Here is a 16336-nt window from a genome sequence, read left to right as displayed (position 1 = left end):
GCGACTTCGTTGTATCAGGCAGAACACCGTCACAGGTTTTGGGGCTGCTTCGCCGCCCAGCGCGGGCAAGCCCGCTCGCCACAGGGACAACTTTCATCTGTCTGTCACGCACTTGCCGCCAAACCGTCATTGCCCGAGTCCACTCTGTAACTCCCGTACCCACCTTGGGAGACTCGAAATGGCCCGGCACCACGAAGAGCAAAGCAGCGTCAAAACCCGTCGGCAGCAGGAAGATCAGCGCCGCATGGAATTTCGTCGCGCAATCGAAGACCGCAACGAACTGCGTCAGTTGCAACAGGAAATCGCCGCCCTCAATTACTGGCAGGCAGACATGGCAGGCGACCGTCGAAGCGCTCAACCAGCCCGCTGATTTGTAACCGTTCACTGCGAATAAACCCCAGGAACGCATGGGCGACCGGTGACAGGCGTTTGTCCTTGGCCTGAACCAGGCACCAACTGCGATAGAGCGGCAGTTCTTCCACCGGCAGTTCCCGGAGCACGCCGGTCGCCAGTTCCAGGCTCAGGGCATGGCGCGTCAACAGGGCCAGGCCCAGCCCCGCCACCACGCATTCGCGCTGGGCCTCGCCCGAGGTCACTTCCAGTGTTTGCGAGAAGTGCACGCGTTTTTCCTTGAAGTACTCCTCGCAAGCTATCCGCGTTCCCGACCCCGCTTCGCGGATCAACAGCGTGTACGGCTCCAGGTCCTGCAAGCGCAGCGGGCCGCCGTGACACAGCGGATGATCGGGCGGCGCCACCGCGACAATCGGGTTGTTCAGGAACGGCAGGAATTCGAGCCCCATGTCCTGGGGCACCATCGACATGATCAGCAGGTCGTCACGGTTGTCCGAGAGGCGCCGGAGCGCCTGCGCGCGGTTGACCACCGTCAGGTGCAGGTTGACCTCGGGATGCTGGCGCTTGAACGCGGCAAACAGGTGCGGCACGAAATACTTGGCGCTGGATTCCACCGCCAGTTTCAGTTGCCCTTGCAGCGAACCCTGCATGTCCGAAAGCTGCATATCGAGGTTTTCCAGCCGACCGAAAATATCCCGGCTGGCCCGCTGTAACGCTTCAGCCGCCTCGGTCATGTAGAGCTTTTTGCCGACGTAATCGAACAAAGGCTGCCCGATCAGCTCTTCCAGCTGACGAATTTGTAGGCTTACAGCCGGTTGTGTGAGAGACATTTCGTCAGCTGCGCGACTGTAGGAACGCAGATCGCAGACTTCGTTGAAAATCTTGAGCTGGCGTAATGTCATACGCATCAAGGACTTACGCATTGTCTAAGTACTCGCGGGGGCTACGAACCGTTCAACTATAAGCTTTTGCTTATGAGTGACCCAATAATTATTGATTTTAGTTTATCGCTGGGTAGGACTAGTGTGGACTCGCGACTGGCTTGAAACATTTAGTCACGCGCCGACCCGTTTTTTCGGTTGCACCCCAAGGGTTGTTTGTTCCAGCGGCTTAGGAATTTCCAAGTGATAAAAAAGATCCTGATCGCCAACCGTGGTGAAATTGCCGTACGAATCGTGCGTGCCTGCGCCGAGATGGGCATTCGCTCGGTCGCGATCTATTCCGACGCCGATCGCCATGCCCTGCATGTGAAGCGCGCGGATGAGGCTCACAGCATTGGCGCCGAGCCGCTGGCCGGCTACCTGAATCCGCGCAAGCTGGTGAACCTGGCGGTGGAAACCGGTTGCGACGCGCTGCACCCCGGTTATGGCTTTCTCTCGGAGAACGCCGAGCTGGCGGACATCTGTGTCGAACGCGGGATCAAGTTCATCGGCCCGTCGGCGGAAGTGATCCGGCGCATGGGCGACAAGACCGAAGCCCGGCGCAGCATGATCAAGGCCGGCGTGCCGGTCACCCCGGGTACCGAAGGCAATGTCGCGGATATCGCCGAAGCCCTCACCGAGGGCGACCGCATCGGTTACCCGGTGATGCTCAAGGCCACCTCCGGTGGTGGCGGTCGCGGCATCCGTCGCTGCAACAGCCGCGAAGAACTGGAACAGGCGTTCCCCCGGGTGATTTCCGAAGCGACCAAGGCCTTTGGCTCGGCGGAAGTCTTCCTGGAAAAATGTATCGTCAATCCCAAGCATATTGAAGCGCAGATTCTCGGCGACAGCTTCGGCAACGTGGTGCACCTGTTCGAGCGTGACTGCTCGATCCAGCGGCGCAACCAGAAGCTGATCGAAATCGCTCCCAGCCCGCAACTGACCCCGGAACAGCGCGCCTATATCGGCGACCTGTCGGTGCGCGCGGCCAAGGCGGTGGGCTACGAGAACGCCGGCACCGTGGAGTTCCTGCTCGCCGAGGGCGAGGTGTACTTCATGGAGATGAACACCCGGGTGCAGGTGGAACACACCATCACCGAAGAAATCACCGGCATCGACATTGTCCGTGAGCAGATCCGTATCGCCTCTGGCCTGCCATTGTCGGTCAAGCAGGAAGACATCATTCATCGCGGTTTCGCCTTGCAGTTCCGGATCAACGCCGAAGACCCGAAGAACAACTTCCTGCCCAGCTTCGGCAAGATTACCCGTTACTACGCCCCCGGCGGTCCCGGGGTGCGTACCGACACGGCGATCTACACCGGCTACACCATTCCGCCGTTCTACGACTCCATGTGCCTGAAGCTGGTGGTCTGGGCGTTGACCTGGGAAGAGGCGCTGGACCGTGGCCTGCGCGCCCTGGACGACATGCGCCTGCAAGGCGTGAAGACCACCGCGGCCTATTACCAGGAAATTCTGCGTAACCCGGAATTCCGTAGCGGTCAGTTCAATACCAGCTTCGTTGAGAGCCACCCTGAACTGACCAACTACTCGATCAAGCGCAAACCCGAAGAGCTGGCCCTGGCTATCGCCGCCGCCATCGCCGCCCACGCAGGCCTGTGAGGACTATTCCAATGACTAAAAAGATTCACGTTACCGACACGATCCTGCGCGACGCCCATCAATCGCTGCTCGCCACTCGCATGCGTACCGAAGACATGCTGCCGATCTGCGACAAGCTCGACAAGGTTGGCTACTGGTCCCTGGAAGTCTGGGGCGGCGCGACCTTCGATGCCTGCGTGCGCTTCCTCAAGGAAGACCCATGGGAGCGTCTGCGCCAACTGCGCGCGGCCTTGCCCAACACGCGCCTGCAAATGCTCCTGCGCGGCCAGAACCTGCTCGGCTACCGGCATTACAGCGACGACGTGGTCAGGGCCTTCGTCGCCAAGGCGGCGGTCAACGGCATCGATGTGTTCCGTATCTTCGATGCCATGAACGACGTGCGTAACCTGCGGGTTGCCATCGAGGCCGTGAAGGCGGCGGGCAAGCACGCCCAGGGCACCATCGCCTACACCACCAGCCCGGTGCATACCATCGAGGCGTTCGTGGCCCAGGCCAAGCAGATGGAAGCCATGGGTTGCGACTCGGTGGCGATCAAGGACATGGCCGGCCTGCTGACCCCTTATGCCACGGGCGAACTGGTCAAGGCGCTGAAGAGCGAGCAGTCGCTGCCAGTGTTTATCCACTCCCACGACACCGCCGGCCTGGCTGCGATGTGCCAGCTCAAGGCGGTGGAGAACGGCGCCGATCATATCGACACCGCGATCTCCAGCTTTGCCTGGGGCACCAGCCATCCGGGTACCGAGTCGATGGTCGCGGCCCTTAAAGGCAGTGAGTTCGACACCGGTCTGGATCTGGAACTGTTGCAGGAAATCGGCCTGTACTTCTATGCCGTGCGCAAGAAGTACCACCAGTTCGAAAGTGAATTCACCGCAGTCGACACCCGGGTGCAGGTCAATCAGGTGCCGGGCGGGATGATTTCCAACCTCGCCAACCAGCTGAAAGAGCAGGGCGCCTTGAACCGCATGGGCGAAGTACTGGCGGAGATTCCGCGAGTGCGTGAGGACCTCGGCTTCCCACCGCTGGTCACCCCGACTTCGCAGATCGTCGGCACCCAGGCGTTCTTCAACGTCCTCGCCGGCGAGCGCTACAAGACCATCACCAACGAGGTGAAGCTGTACCTGCAAGGTGGCTACGGCAAGGCGCCGGGCATCGTCAACGAGAAGCTGCGGCGCCAGGCCATCGGTAGCGAGGAACTGATCGACGTGCGTCCGGCTGACCTGCTCAAGCCGGAAATGGTCAAGTTGCGTGGTGAGATCGGTGCCCTGGCCAAGTCGGAAGAAGACGTACTGACCTACGCCATGTTCCCGGATATCGGGCGCAAGTTCCTCGAAGAGCGTGAGGCCGGCACCCTGGTCCCTGAAGTGCTGTTGCCGATTCCTGAGGCCGGTGGCGTGCGTTCGGCGGGCGGAGAGGGCGTACCGACCGAGTTCGTTATCGACGTGCACGGTGAAACCTACCGGGTGGATATCACCGGTGTCGGTGTGAAAGCCGAAGGCAAGCGGCACTTCTACCTGTCCATCGATGGCATGCCGGAAGAAGTGGTATTCGAACCGCTCAATGAGTTCGTTGGCGGCGGTGGCAGCAAGCGCAAGCAGGCCAGCGCGCCGGGCCATGTCAGTACCACCATGCCGGGCAATATCGTCGATGTACTGGTCAAGGAAGGCGATACCGTCAAAGCCGGCCAGGCCGTGCTGATCACCGAAGCCATGAAGATGGAAACCGAAGTGCAGGCGGCGATTGCCGGCAAGGTCACGGCCATCCATGTAGCCAAGGGCGACCGGGTCAATCCGGGCGAAATCCTCATCGAGATCGAAGGCTGAACCGCAGCCTTCGACTCACAACGATTTATACCTCGGGGGGCATGTGCCCCCTTTTTTTTGGCGTTGGGTCAGGCGGCGACGATTTCAAGAGTGCCGAGGACCCGGTCTTCCTCGCGCACGGGAGTGCACGCGGCATAACGGCCCGTGATGGTGACGGTTCCAGGCAAATCAGGGATCTTGATCCTGATGCTCCCGGAATGGCTGCGTACGACGTCATGCTGCATTCCGGGCTCTGTTCCTCTTTTGAAAAAGAGTGAGTCGATCCCGCTCATGCTGTTTACGACAGGGTCTTCAACGGTGATTGTCGAGCCCACGACCGCTGCTTCCGGAAGAGTCGATTTTCCAGTTTTTGAATGACTCATTTCAACACCTCGTCCTTAAAGTTCAAAGAAATCCACTCCTTCGAAGGCAAGCAGGGCCGCTTCAAGCTAAGGCTGGGATCGACGACATATCTACTGTCAAAAATGACAGTCCTGATCAACGGTCAAGTACTGAGGGGTCTGTATTTTATTGCGTATCTTGCCCACTTGACGCTCTAAAAATGCATTTTATTGCGTTCGTGAGACAAGGAAGATGGATCGATATGTACTAGATTGCAGTTCTATCGACGACTTTTGCTTATCGGACGCATTAAATTGCAGGTTGAATCATGTACGCACTGACGCTCCAGATTTATGCGAACGGGGCTTGGCAGGACGCCATGACCCTGGCTTTCGAGGAGCCACAAAAAGGCTTCGAGGGGCGTTGCAGGTTTGCCTATAAGCAAAGCTATCTGCTGGATCACTTCGAGGACATGGGCAGTTCGTTCGCTTGTGCTGTCAGTGCGGCTCTGCCGTTGGACTGGGACAGCAGGAGTGATCAGTTGGCCCCCGCTTTTATTCAGGACATTGCTCCTGCCGGGGCGGCCAAGCGATTCCTCATGGCCCGAGTAGGTAGGGAAAAGCCGAATGATGTCAGTGCCGATCTGTTTTTGCTGGGAAGAAGTACCCCCGCACCGATTGGCCACTTGCGCGTCAAGGATTCTGTGGAGACATACGATGGTCGTGAGCCAATGGGTTTTTCACGGGCGGACGTAGTGAGTCGTGATAGTCGATTTCTCGAATACGCCTATGAGCAAGGCGCTGGAGGAAGCCAGCAGGCCAAGCCTCTGGATGCGACGCTTTGATCGTAACGTCACCGGACAGGGGGTTGAGCGTTTTGCCGTGGAGTCGATGTATTCGCTGGCTGGAGTCACTATTCCCGGCAGTTACATGGACCATCTGGAGGTGATCAGGCGTCTGGCAAGCCTTTGGCATCAGGCGGGCCAGCAGGATCAGGTGACGGATCTGGTTGCGGATTATCTGCGGCGCGATTTGCTCAACAAGATTCTGGGTAATTCCGACAATCACGGACGGAACACCTCGATCATCCGCGAAAAGTCGGCGTTTCGTCTGGCACCTATTTATGACCTGGCGCCGATGGTCATGGATGACGAGGGCGTGACACGCAGCACCAAGTGGTCAAGGGAGATTGAAAGGGGGGGCGAGGTGGATTGGCGCAAGGCTTGTGATGCGCTGGTAGGTATCGTCGATCCGCAGATGGCGTTTGAACGGCTTCGGGCGGACGCCGATCATTTGTTGGCTTTGCCCGATATTCTGGCTGACGGTGGCTTGCCGACAATCACTTTGAACCATCCGATGATCGCCTTGAAAAGACTTGAGCAGTGCTTGCAAGACTGGGGGCTGAAATGACCCTCAGCCTTGAAGTCCGGGCACTGTTGATTCAAACCATTCAGGACGAACTTGCCCAGGGTGTGATCGGTATCGGGGCTGCGGTCAGGCGCTTGCGCGTCGAGGTGACCGGTTTGCACCAAACTCAATTTGCCCGGATGTGCAGGATTTCGGTACGGACCCTTGTTCATATCGAACATGAAGAGGGCAATCCGACGCTCAAGTCATTGAATTCGGTGTTCAAACCCTTCGGGTTGCAGATGGGCGTGGTGCGACTTCACAAGACTACAGGCTGATGGGCTGGTGTTGCCTTTTGCGGTTAGCCGTCAGTCAAGTCCGAGCACGGTCCCTGTAGGAGCAGAGCTTGCTCGCGAAGAGGCCTGGGGGGCCGCTAAAAGCTTCGCGGGCAATCGAGCGTCGCCCGGCCGCTCCTACATGTTTTCAATCGCTCATTTCCTTAACTGACCGGATGGCGGAAGCCTGGTTTAAAAGGTCAGCCTCCACTGCCCCATGACCCCATGTTGACGGCTGTTGCCGCCGACTTCCCCGGTGTAGCCGACGCCAAGGCTCTGGCTGGATGACAGATGCAGATCCAGTCCGGCCTCCAACAGCAGGCTGTCACGGTCCAGGGCTGCGCCTTTGACCTTGAAGGCGCGATCAGTTACCGCGAGTTTTTGTTCGGTCGTGCTGTCAACGTCGCCATACAGGTGTTTCCAACCAGCGCTCAGGCGCGGGGTCAGGCTCATTTTATTGTCGAGGACGGTGATGGCGCTCGCGCGCAAGCCGAAGGTGCTGTTGAAGTTGCCGTGGGTTTGGGCGCTGACGTCCAGGGCCGCTTCGCCGCCGCTCTGCTTGAAACTGTCCCGCTGATAACGTTCGTAGCCGAGGCCGGCGAACGGTTCAAGGCTCAGGCCGGCAGCGCCGAAGGTGTAACCGAGTTCGGCGAAGGCTTGTTGGCTGTTGGCGTCGTAATCGCCTTTGAGGCGGTCACGGTAGCCGTTGAACGCCAGGTTGTGTTCGGTCTTGCCGGAATGGCTGCTGTACACCGCGCCGAGCCGCAGGGCCAGCGGGCCGCTTTGGCGCAGGGCGTAGGCGCCGACGTGCCAGCTGTCGAGGCCAGCGGTAAAGCGTTGGCCTTTGAAGTCCGACTGCGACTGGCCGCCAAGGATGCCGAGGCGCCATTCGCTGTCGAGCGCCCAGTCGACACCCAATAGCAGGCCCCGGGTGCTCTGCCGCAGCCCGTGGTGGCCGTGATTGCTGTCGAATCTGGCGGAATTGCCCAGGCCTTGAACCCAGAGCCGGCTGTGGCCGCCGTTCATGACTTGAAGTGTTTTGCTGCCTTGGCCGGGCAGGAATTCCGTTTGGCGCATGACTGCCAGCAGGCTGCTGCCCACTTGCCGGGAACCGCTGAGTGTCGCGTTGCGCAACTGGGCGTTGCTGCCGCCGGATAGCTGCTCGAGCGCCTGTCCCGCTTCAACGGCGCTGATGTAGCGCAGGGCATGGCGCAGTGGTGAGTCTGGAGCGGCGGGCGAATCCGACAGCTCGATGTCCTGGTCTCTCTGGGCGACCGGCTCTGGCGGTGTAATGGCTGGTGCGGGAGCGATCGGCTCGGGTGGTGTAATGGCTGGTGCGGGAATGACCGGCTCAGGCGTTATGACCGGTGCTGCCGCAGGCGGACTTGGCTCTATCCAGGGGTTCAAGGCTCCCCCTACGTTCTGGCCATTCTCGGTGTTGCCGAGATCCTCCAGATTGACCTCGTTGCGTTTGTAGGTGATGTCCACCTGCGTCGGGGTGTAGTGGGCGGTAGCGGTCATCAACGCCAGGTTGCTGCTGATCTCGGCGAATTTTCCTTCCAGCTTGCCGGCTTTGATCACCGTGTGCCGCTGGCTTGTCGGCGATTCGTTGGCGGCCAGTACGTAGAGCCGGGCGCCGTCCAGGTGGGCGGAGCCACCGACTTCGACGGTGGCGCTGTTGCCGTTGGCGTCGATGCCGTAGGAGAGGGTCGCGCCGGGATCCAGAGTCAGGTGTTCCTTGACCCTGGCGGCACCCTCCAGGGGGTCAACCTTCAGGGTTCCCGCCACCCACAGCTGTCCAACCGTTCCATTGCCGCTGTAGCTCGCTCCATTGCTGACCCGCGCTGTCCCGAGAATACCGCCCCTGTTGATCAAATGGGTATGCGCCAGGATCTCGGCCCCGCTGCTGAAGTCGTCCTGACTGGTGAGGGTCCAGGTTCCCGTCCTGACCTGCAGCCGCTCGAAGTGGCGGCTGTTGCCGAAGCTGCCGCCCTGGGCGTCATCGAGGACCACTAGGTCGTCGTTGGCTTTGAGTGGTGTGTCAGGGTTGGCGCCGAGTAGAAAGTTCTCCAGGTAATCGTCCGTGGTCCCGCCGTCCACCCAGCCGGAAAATTGGCTACCGCTCTTCACGATCAGGGTGTCGCTCTCACCCCCCAGGTTCAGGGCCACGCCATTGCCGCCGCTGATCAGGCCGTTGCTGATCACGGTATCGGCGAACTGGCCGACCAGGTTGACGCCAAAGCCGTCGAGGCCACGAATGGAACCATCGTTCTCCAGCAGCAAGGAGGTTGTCCGCTGGTCGGCGAGAATACCGTTGTGCTGCCCCTCGATCTCCGCGCCCTTATGGTTGCTGAGGCGACCGCCGTCGAGGTACACGCCCTCGCTGCTATGGCGTGGACTGGCGGAGTCGCCGCCGGGGCGATGGCCCCGGTCAAAACCATTGGCCCCGCTGCCCGTGATTCGACCGTGGTTGTCGATGTAGACCCTGCCCCGGGCCCGCAGTCCGTCGGCATCGCTGTCTACGGTGGCGGTGGTTCCTGTCACGGTGCCACGGTTGAGCAGATGGGTTCCGCCTTCGATCCGCAGGCCCGTGCCGTCCCGCGCCGCCAGCTGGGCCTCGGGAAAAATTTCGATGCTGTTACTGAACAGCGTCTGTCCGCTCAGGGACCAGCGGCCTTGCCGGACCTCCAGTCGCTCGAAATTATGGCTGTCGCCAAAGCGGCCGCCCGCGGGGCTGTCGAGGATGACCCGGTCGTACCCCGTGTTGCCATCGACGCTACCTTCGAAGCGACTGTTTGCCTGCACGATCAGGGTGTCGTCACCGCCGCCCAGGTCGAGGGCATGGCCGTTACCGCCGTGGATCAGTCCGTTATTGGTCACCCGGTCGGCCTGCTCGCCAATGAACTGCACGGCAAAGCCTTGCTGGCCGTGGATAGTGCCGTTATTTTCCAGTGCGGTGGATTGCTGCGCCGGATTCTGGTTGCCGTCACTCACGACGATGCCGTGATCGGCGCCGCTGATGCTGCCCTTGGCATATTGGATGATCGTACCGCCGCCGATGGCGATGCCTTCACTGGTATGAACGGCGCCATATTGGTCCACGCCTCGACTGCCTTTGCCGACAATCTGGCCGCTGTTATGGATCTCGGCGCTCGTCTTGATCCGGATGCCATCGCCGTCGGCGTCCAGGGAGACTGCATCGCCCGTCAAGCTGCCGTAGTTGGTGATCTTGCCACTGCCCGCGGAGTGGAAACCCGCGCCGTTGAGTCCGCTCACCCGATCCCGGTTTACAAGCTCTGCCTGGCCTCGAGTGCTGATGCCGTGACGCCCGCCCGTGACGACTTTGTTGTTGATCACGGCGACATCACTTGCCCCCAGTTCTATGCCGTCATGTTGTTCACTGGTGACCTTCCCGTCGTTGACGATGCGACCGGTGCTGCGTCCGCTGAGCTTGATGGCGCTTCCGGTAATCGCTTGGATCTCGCCGTCACGATGATTGGTGTAGTCGACTGACGCGCCGCTCAGCGTGATCGCGTCACCCTTGGTGGCGTGCAGGCTGCTGGTATTCATGACGGCCGCGCGGGCGCTGGCGCGATCCTGTTCACTGGCGGCTGAAGAGGTGCCAATGGGGTTGGCTTGTGTATCCCGCAGGACGAGAGTGGTCAGTGCCAGCGTGATAGCGAGTGCTAGACGATGAGGGGTAGGGGACATGCGTTTTCCGGCCTCGGATTGATTCGAGGCCGGAAATGTATCTATGTATTTAGCCGATAAATGTCGGCCTTTTTACCTCCGTCAGGCGAGATAAGTCATCGGATCCAAGGGATTAAAAACTCATCTTCCATTGTCCCATGATCCCGTGGGTGCGGCTGTTGTTACCCACCTCGCCGTTGTAGGCCACGCCGATGGAGTGCCTGGCCGAGAGGTTGAGGTCGAGCCCGGCTTCGACCACCAGACTGTCGCGGTCCTGGGCGATGCCTTTGGTATTGTAGGTGCTACCGGTCACCCGATTGGTCTGGGTGCTGGTGCTGTCGATGGCGCCGTACATATGTTTCCAGCCGGCGCTCAGGCGTGGGGCCAGGCTCATCTTGTTGTCCATGTGCTTGATACTGGCGGTGCGCAGGCCCAGGGTGGTGCTGAAGTTGTCGTGGGTCTGGGCATCGGCTTTCAGTGCGGCTTCACCGCCTTTTTCCGTATAGCCCTTGCGTGAGTAGCGCTGGTAGCCGAGGTTGGCGAAAGGCTCGGCGCTCAGGCTGCCGCTGCCCAGGTTGTAGCCGAGTTCACCGAAGACCTGCTGGCTGTTGGCGCCGTAGTCGCCGGTGAGACGGTCCTTGTAGCCGCCGAACTCCACATTGCGCTGGGTCTTGCCGTAGTGCTGGCTGTGGACCGCGCCGAGGCGCAAGGCCAGCGGTCCGCTCTGGTGCACGGCGTAGGTGCCGACATGCCAGCTGTCCAGGTCGCCTTCGAAGCGCTCGCCTTTGTGTTTCGACAGCGATTTTCCGCCCAGCAGGCCCATGCGCCATTCATCGTCGAGCGCCCAGTCGACGCCCATCACCACGCCTCGGGTGTTCTGTCCGAAGGCTTTCTGGCCTTGCGGTTGATCGAAGCTGCTGGCGTTGTTCAGGGCCTGGACCCACAGGCGACTGTCACCGGGATTGATCTCCGAGCGTCCTGCCAGCGAGACCTGAGCGGGGGTGTTGCCTTGCGTTGCGAGCATGCCGTTGCCGAGCTGGCGCATGGCCGCGAGGGCGCTGTTGCCCACTTGGCCAGTACCGCTGAGCGTGGCCCGGCCCAGGTTGGCATTGGCCGCGCCGGAAAGCTGCCCCCGGGCCTCCCGCTTCGCCACCGGGGTCAGCCTGTTCCAGGCTTTGAGCAGTGGCGACTCGACCGGGCGGGGGATTGGCCGGCTGACATTGCCGCCTTGGCCGGCCTTTGGCTCATCCGCCTGGATATTTCGTGGCGGCAAATTGTCGAGCTGAGCTTGTTGGTTCTTCTGCTGTTTTTCGAGTTCGTCGAGGCGTTGCCCGTGTTTGGCGATTTCCTCCAGATGCTCGGGGCTTAATCCAGCGCCGTCCTGACCTCGTTCGCCTTGTGGGCCCTGGGCCCCAGCCGCGCCATCCTGCCCGCGTTCGCCTTGCGGACCTTGAGGCCCCGTCGCACCATCTTGGCCGCGTTCGCCTTGCGGTCCTTGGGGGCCAGTCACCCCATTTTGTCCGCGTTCACCTTGCGGTCCCTGAGGACCGGTCGCCCCGTCGTTTCCGCGTTCGCCTTGCGGTCCTTGAGGCCCTGCCACGCCATCCTGTCCACGTTCGCCTTGCGGACCTTGAGGGCCCGTCGCCCCGTCGTTTCCGCGCTCGCCTTGCGGTCCTTGAGGCCCTGCCACGCCATCCTGTCCACGTTCGCCTTGCGGACCTTGAGGACCGGTCGCCCCGTCGCTTCCGCGTTCGCCTTGCGGTCCTTGAGGCCCTGCCACGCCATTCTGTCCACGTTCGCCTTGCGGACCTTGAGGGCCGGTCGCCCCGTCGCTTCCGCGTTCGCCTTGCGGTCCTTGAGGCCCCGCCCCGCCATCCTGCCCACGCTCGCCTTGCGGTCCTTGAGGGCCAGTCGCCCCGTCGTTTCCGCGCTCGCCCTGCGGTCCTTGAGGCCCTGCCGCGCCATTCTGTCCGATTACAGGGGGACGATTCGGCTTGGCTGGTCGTTGAGGGGGGGGCGTCTTTTCCGTCGAAGCCCAAAGCGTGCCGTTGGGGTGCCTATACACCGGAATGACCTTGTTCGGGTCATCGCCTACGAGACGACCCCACGTCCATGCATCTCCAATGTCCCACATAGGATCCGGCACAAATGACTTTGGATCTAGCGGCCGCATTTTGCTCAGGTCCGGGTTTTCAGGCAGGCCCTGAGCCAGCACTTGTTGAGCGATCAGGCCGTTCAGCGCCAGCGTCAGTGCTACAGCAAGGCGGTTCTTTTTGGGGGACATTCCATTTCATCCTCAGAATAAATCGAGGCGGAAATGTATCTATCCATTTAATCGATAAATGTCGGGCTTTTTACCCGTCTTTTGCGAGATATGTCACCGGTTCGGCGACGATTAAAGGCGTGTTTGTAACTGGGTGCTCTTACGGTGGCTGAGGTGTCAGCCACCGTATTTTCAGACCGAGGGGCACTGCACTTTCCGGTTGTCCGCTTAACCCCGGCACTCGACCAGAGTCTTGATTTGCCCGACCGCGGTCAGGTTCTCTTCCGACAACCAGCGCTCGAATCCAACATTCACCGCCGGCCATTCCGAATCGAGAATGCTGTACCACGCCGTGTCGCGATTTTTACCCTTGACCACCATGTGCTGGCGGAACACGCCTTCGAAGCTGAAGCCCAAGCGCTCGGCCGCCGTACGCGAGCGGGCGTTGTCGTTGTTGCACTTCCATTCCAGGCGGCGGTAACCCTGGGCGAAGACTTCCTTGGCCAGCAGGTAGACCGCCTCGGTACTTTTTGGCGAGCGCTGCATCGGCGCCCCGAACGTGACGTGGCCGATCTCGATGCGACCATGCGCCGGGACGATCGACATCAGACTGAGGATGCCCTGGACTTCACCGCTGGCCTTGTCGACCACGCTGAAAAAATACGGATCGCTATTGGCCGCGTGGTTGCTCAGCCAGTCATTGAAGGCGCTGCGTTCCAGGAAGGGGCCGTAAGGCAGGTAGTCCCAGAGCTTGGGGTCGGCACCGGGGCCCGTCAGGGCTTGCCAGAGATTGTCGCCATGGCGGGCCGGGTCGAGTTTTTCCAGGACGATGAAACGTCCCTCCAGACGCTGGGCCGAAGGTGCCGGCGCGCCTTTCCAGTTTGCTACGGATGTCGACATGACGCTTTCCTCAACGCTTACAACGCTTGGCGAAATTGAATGAAACCGGGGCGCTCGGCAATCCGCTCGTACAGCTGGATGGCGGTGGCGTTGGTCTCGTGGGTCAGCCAGTGCACTTTACTGCAACCGGCGTCGGCCGCCGTGGCATACACATGCTCGATCAGCCGCCGTCCAACGCCAGCCCCGCGCAGCTCGGCCGCCACGAACAGATCCTGCAGGTAGCAGGAATTCTGAATGCTCCAGTTCGAGCGGTGGTAGATGAAGTGCACCAGGCCCACGGCCTTGCCATCCCGCCAGGCGAGGGCGGCGTTGGTGGTTTCGGTCGGGTCGAGCAGGCGTTGCCAGGTCGACTGATAGATCGCGTCCGGCAGCTCGGTGTCGTAGAACTTCAGGTAGGCCTGCCACAGCGGGCGCCAGACGGCCTGGTCGGCGGCGCTGACCGGGCGGATTTCGATGGAACTCATGGTGACTCCTTAGCGCATCAATTGGGCGAGGGCTTGATCCTGGCTGTCGGCGCTGGCCGCCAGCCCTTGTTGTACACCGGCGCTGTCGGCGGCGCCGCGGTTCTGGCTGAGCTTGCGTTTGCCTTCCAGGCGCTGGATCGGCAGGGCAAAGCCGACGATGGCCTTGAGCATGCTGTCGATATATGGCGTGGGAGCGTCGGCGACTTTCCACGGCTTGTCCCGGCCGGCCTCATGGCGGTCGGTCAGGGCGCTGACCAGGTTGAGCAGGCGCTCGGCGTCGTCGAACACCTCGGCTTGGCCGTAGGCATGTACGGCCACGTAGTTCCAGGTTGGCACGACCTTGCCGTGCTCGGCCTTGCTCGGATAGAAGGACGGGCTGACATAGGCGTCGGCCCCCGGGAAGATCACCAGGGCTTCGCCGCTCTCGGCCAGTTCCCGCCACTGCGGATTGGCCCGGGCCAGATGACCGTAGAGCGTGCCATTGGGGCCTTGCTCGGGGCGCAGCAGCAGCGGCACGTGGATGGCCTGCAGGCCAAGCTTGCCATGGGTGACCAGCGTCGCCAGGCGAGTCTCCTGGATATGCCGCTGCAGGGTGAGCAGGTCTTGTTCGGAAAAGGCGCTGGGTATGTACATGGAGATTTTCCTTGGCGAATGGCGACATCCTAGGCAGGCTATTGGTTGGTTGTAAGAGCCATTACCCGTGATTTTCATAGGTCCAATAGCATGCCCAGTCCGTCGCTGCCCCTGCCATTCGACCCTACCGGGATTTATCTGGACCCGGCCAAGGGGCTCAGTCGCCAGCTCTATCAGGCCCTGCGCCTGCGGGTCCTGGACGGGCGCCTGGCCAGTGGCAGCCGCCTGCCCGCCAGTCGTGACCTGGCGGCCGCCCTGGCGATTTCCCGTAACAGCGTGGTACGGGCCTATGACCAGCTGTACGCCGAGGGGTTTATCGAGGGGCGGATCGGCGATGGCACCTACGTTGCGCAACTGCCGGAAAAAGCCCTGCCGATAAAAAAGTTGTCCACAAAAGTATCCACAGGGTTTTCAACAGGCTTACCCACAGGTTTATCCACAAATTCGGGCGAAACCGCTGGGATTACATCCAGTAAAGTTATCCACAATCTGGCCATGGAGCGCATCGAGAGCAACCCGATGTACAAGCCACCGAGCGGTCCGCCGCGGGCTTTTCGGGTGGGGGTGCCAGCGTTCGACCTGTTTCCTTTTGACGTATGGGCCAAGCTGCAGGCGGCTTTCTGGCGCAAACCGGACTTGCAGCAACTGTGTTACGGCGATCCGGCGGGGGACGAGCGCCTGCGTGGCCTGATCGCGGCTTACTTGCGCAGCTCCCGGGGCCTGTCCTGTACGCCTGAGCAAATTGTGATCACCAGTGGCGCACAGCAAGGCATCAGCCTTTGTGCACAGTTGCTGGTGGACCCGGGCGATGGCGTGGCGGTGGAGAATCCCGGGTACCGCGCGGCGCGGTTGGCCTTCGCGGTGGCGGGGGCCAATCTGCATGGCGTGACGGTGGACAATGAGGGGCTGGATTGCGCCGAACTCGCGCAATTGCAGGACTGTCGGCTGGTCTATGTGACCCCGTCCCATCAATACCCTACCGGCGTGATCATGAGTCTGGCGCGGCGTCTGGAGTTGCTGGCCTGGGCCGAGCGCAGCGGTGGCTGGATCGTCGAGGACGACTATGACGGCGAATACCGTTACAGCGGCGCGCCGTTGGCTCCCCTGGCGGCGCTGGATCGACAGGGGCGGGTGCTGTATGTCGGCACTTTTGGCAAGATCGCGTTTCCGGCGCTACGTCTCGGTTACCTGGTGCTGCCGCCGACACTGGTCGGGGCCTTCTCCCAACGCCGCGCCCTGGATATGCGCCACTCGGAGGTCAGTACCCAGGTGGTGATGGCCGAGTTCATGGCCGCCGGGCACTTCCAGCGACATATCCGGCGCATGCGCCGGGCCGCCCTGAGTCGGCGCAACGCCTTGTTGGCCCATTGGCCCGTGGATATTCCGGGCTGTGGCGACCTGCCGGTGGTTGCGGCGGGCCTGCATCTGACGGTGCCCGTGGCGAGCCTGGCCCGCGAGCAGGAGTTGATCGCGCGGGCCGCGAGCGTCGGGGTCGAAATCAGTCCCTTGAGCAGCTACTGGATAACCCAGCCCACGCCGACCGAAGACCAGCGCGCCGGCTTGGTCCTGGGGTTTGCGGCGGTACCGGAGGCGGCTATCGAAGCGGCGCTGGCGCGCTTGCGCACGGTCTGGAAGCGGTAATCGCCGAGGTATTAACCGGCTACCGCAGGCAA

13 protein-coding genes and 1 pseudogene are annotated in these 16336 nt (G+C 61.4%); 6 read left to right on the top strand and 8 right to left on the bottom strand.

What is annotated here, in order from left to right:
- Positions 1-178 precede the first annotated feature (178 nt).
- Positions 179-370, top strand: a complete 192-nt coding sequence (locus tag PFEN_RS30880; protein ID WP_224771062.1) for a PA3496 family putative envelope integrity protein — start codon at positions 179-181, stop codon at positions 368-370.
- Here the strand turns inward: PFEN_RS30880 and PFEN_RS23880 are convergent.
- Positions 312-1274, bottom strand: coding sequence for a LysR family transcriptional regulator (locus PFEN_RS23880; protein WP_191489100.1), 963 nt, complete (start codon positions 1272-1274; stop codon positions 312-314). The genes PFEN_RS30880 and PFEN_RS23880 overlap by 59 nt on opposite strands.
- 201 nt (positions 1275-1475) lie before the next feature.
- Between PFEN_RS23880 and PFEN_RS23875 the strand changes: the two genes are divergently transcribed.
- Positions 1476-2891, top strand: a complete 1416-nt coding sequence (locus PFEN_RS23875) for an acetyl-CoA carboxylase biotin carboxylase subunit (protein WP_191489099.1) — start codon at positions 1476-1478, stop codon at positions 2889-2891.
- An 11-nt stretch (positions 2892-2902) separates the two neighbouring features.
- Positions 2903-4711: a sodium-extruding oxaloacetate decarboxylase subunit alpha gene (gene oadA / locus PFEN_RS23870; RefSeq protein WP_191489098.1), complete on the top strand. Its 1809-nt coding sequence runs from the start codon at positions 2903-2905 to the stop codon at positions 4709-4711.
- A 68-nt stretch (positions 4712-4779) separates the two neighbouring features.
- Here the strand turns inward: oadA and PFEN_RS23865 are convergent, their stop codons facing one another.
- Positions 4780-5073, bottom strand: a complete 294-nt coding sequence (locus PFEN_RS23865) for a hypothetical protein (protein WP_191489097.1) — start codon at positions 5071-5073, stop codon at positions 4780-4782.
- Positions 5074-5360: 287 nt separating this feature from the next.
- Here PFEN_RS23865 and PFEN_RS23860 point away from each other — a divergent pair.
- Both PFEN_RS23860 and PFEN_RS23855 read left to right on the top strand, forming a co-directional pair.
- Positions 5361-6441 (top strand): annotated as a pseudogene (locus PFEN_RS23860) (HipA domain-containing protein).
- The gene (locus PFEN_RS23855; protein WP_191489096.1) at positions 6438-6716 is read left to right on the top strand and encodes a helix-turn-helix domain-containing protein; all 279 of its coding nucleotides are present in this window, start codon (positions 6438-6440) and stop codon (positions 6714-6716) included. Before PFEN_RS23860 ends, PFEN_RS23855 begins: the two are co-directional and overlap by 4 nt.
- 189 nt (positions 6717-6905) lie before the next feature.
- Here the strand turns inward: PFEN_RS23855 and PFEN_RS23850 are convergent, their stop codons facing one another.
- The 6 genes from PFEN_RS23850 to PFEN_RS23830 all read right to left on the bottom strand — a co-directional run bounded on the left by PFEN_RS23850 (position 6906) and on the right by PFEN_RS23830 (position 14663).
- Positions 6906-10424 carry an autotransporter outer membrane beta-barrel domain-containing protein gene (locus PFEN_RS23850; protein WP_191489095.1) on the bottom strand — a complete coding sequence of 1173 codons (3519 nt, stop codon included), beginning with the start codon at positions 10422-10424 and terminating at the stop codon, positions 6906-6908.
- Positions 10425-10536: 112 nt separating this feature from the next.
- Positions 10537-11913: an autotransporter domain-containing protein gene (locus PFEN_RS23845; protein WP_224771061.1), complete on the bottom strand. Its 1377-nt coding sequence runs from the start codon at positions 11911-11913 to the stop codon at positions 10537-10539.
- Complete coding sequence (locus PFEN_RS30875; RefSeq protein ID WP_224771060.1) at positions 11910-12368, bottom strand: hypothetical protein; 459 nt, start codon at positions 12366-12368, stop codon at positions 11910-11912. The genes PFEN_RS23845 and PFEN_RS30875 overlap by 4 nt, the downstream gene beginning before the upstream one ends.
- 526 nt (positions 12369-12894) lie before the next feature.
- The gene (locus PFEN_RS23840) at positions 12895-13566 is read right to left on the bottom strand and encodes a GNAT family N-acetyltransferase (RefSeq protein WP_191489093.1); all 672 of its coding nucleotides are present in this window, start codon (positions 13564-13566) and stop codon (positions 12895-12897) included.
- A 17-nt stretch (positions 13567-13583) separates the two neighbouring features.
- Positions 13584-14030 (bottom strand): GNAT family N-acetyltransferase, encoded by a 447-nt coding sequence (locus PFEN_RS23835; protein WP_191489092.1) that lies wholly within the window; start codon positions 14028-14030, stop codon positions 13584-13586.
- A gap of 9 nt (positions 14031-14039) precedes the next feature.
- On the bottom strand, positions 14040-14663 hold the full coding sequence (locus tag PFEN_RS23830) for an FMN-binding negative transcriptional regulator (protein ID WP_191489091.1): 624 nt from the start codon (positions 14661-14663) through the stop codon (positions 14040-14042).
- A gap of 90 nt (positions 14664-14753) precedes the next feature.
- Between PFEN_RS23830 and PFEN_RS23825 the strand changes: the two genes are divergently transcribed.
- The gene (locus PFEN_RS23825; RefSeq protein ID WP_191489090.1) at positions 14754-16304 is read left to right on the top strand and encodes a PLP-dependent aminotransferase family protein; all 1551 of its coding nucleotides are present in this window, start codon (positions 14754-14756) and stop codon (positions 16302-16304) included.
- Positions 16305-16336: the final 32 nt, after the last annotated feature.

This window comes from Pseudomonas sp. FEN (assembly GCF_904067045.1).
Lineage (GTDB): Bacteria > Pseudomonadota > Gammaproteobacteria > Pseudomonadales > Pseudomonadaceae > Aquipseudomonas.
Note: the sequence above shows the minus strand (reverse complement) of the source record. Positions and strands in the feature narration are given on the sequence as shown.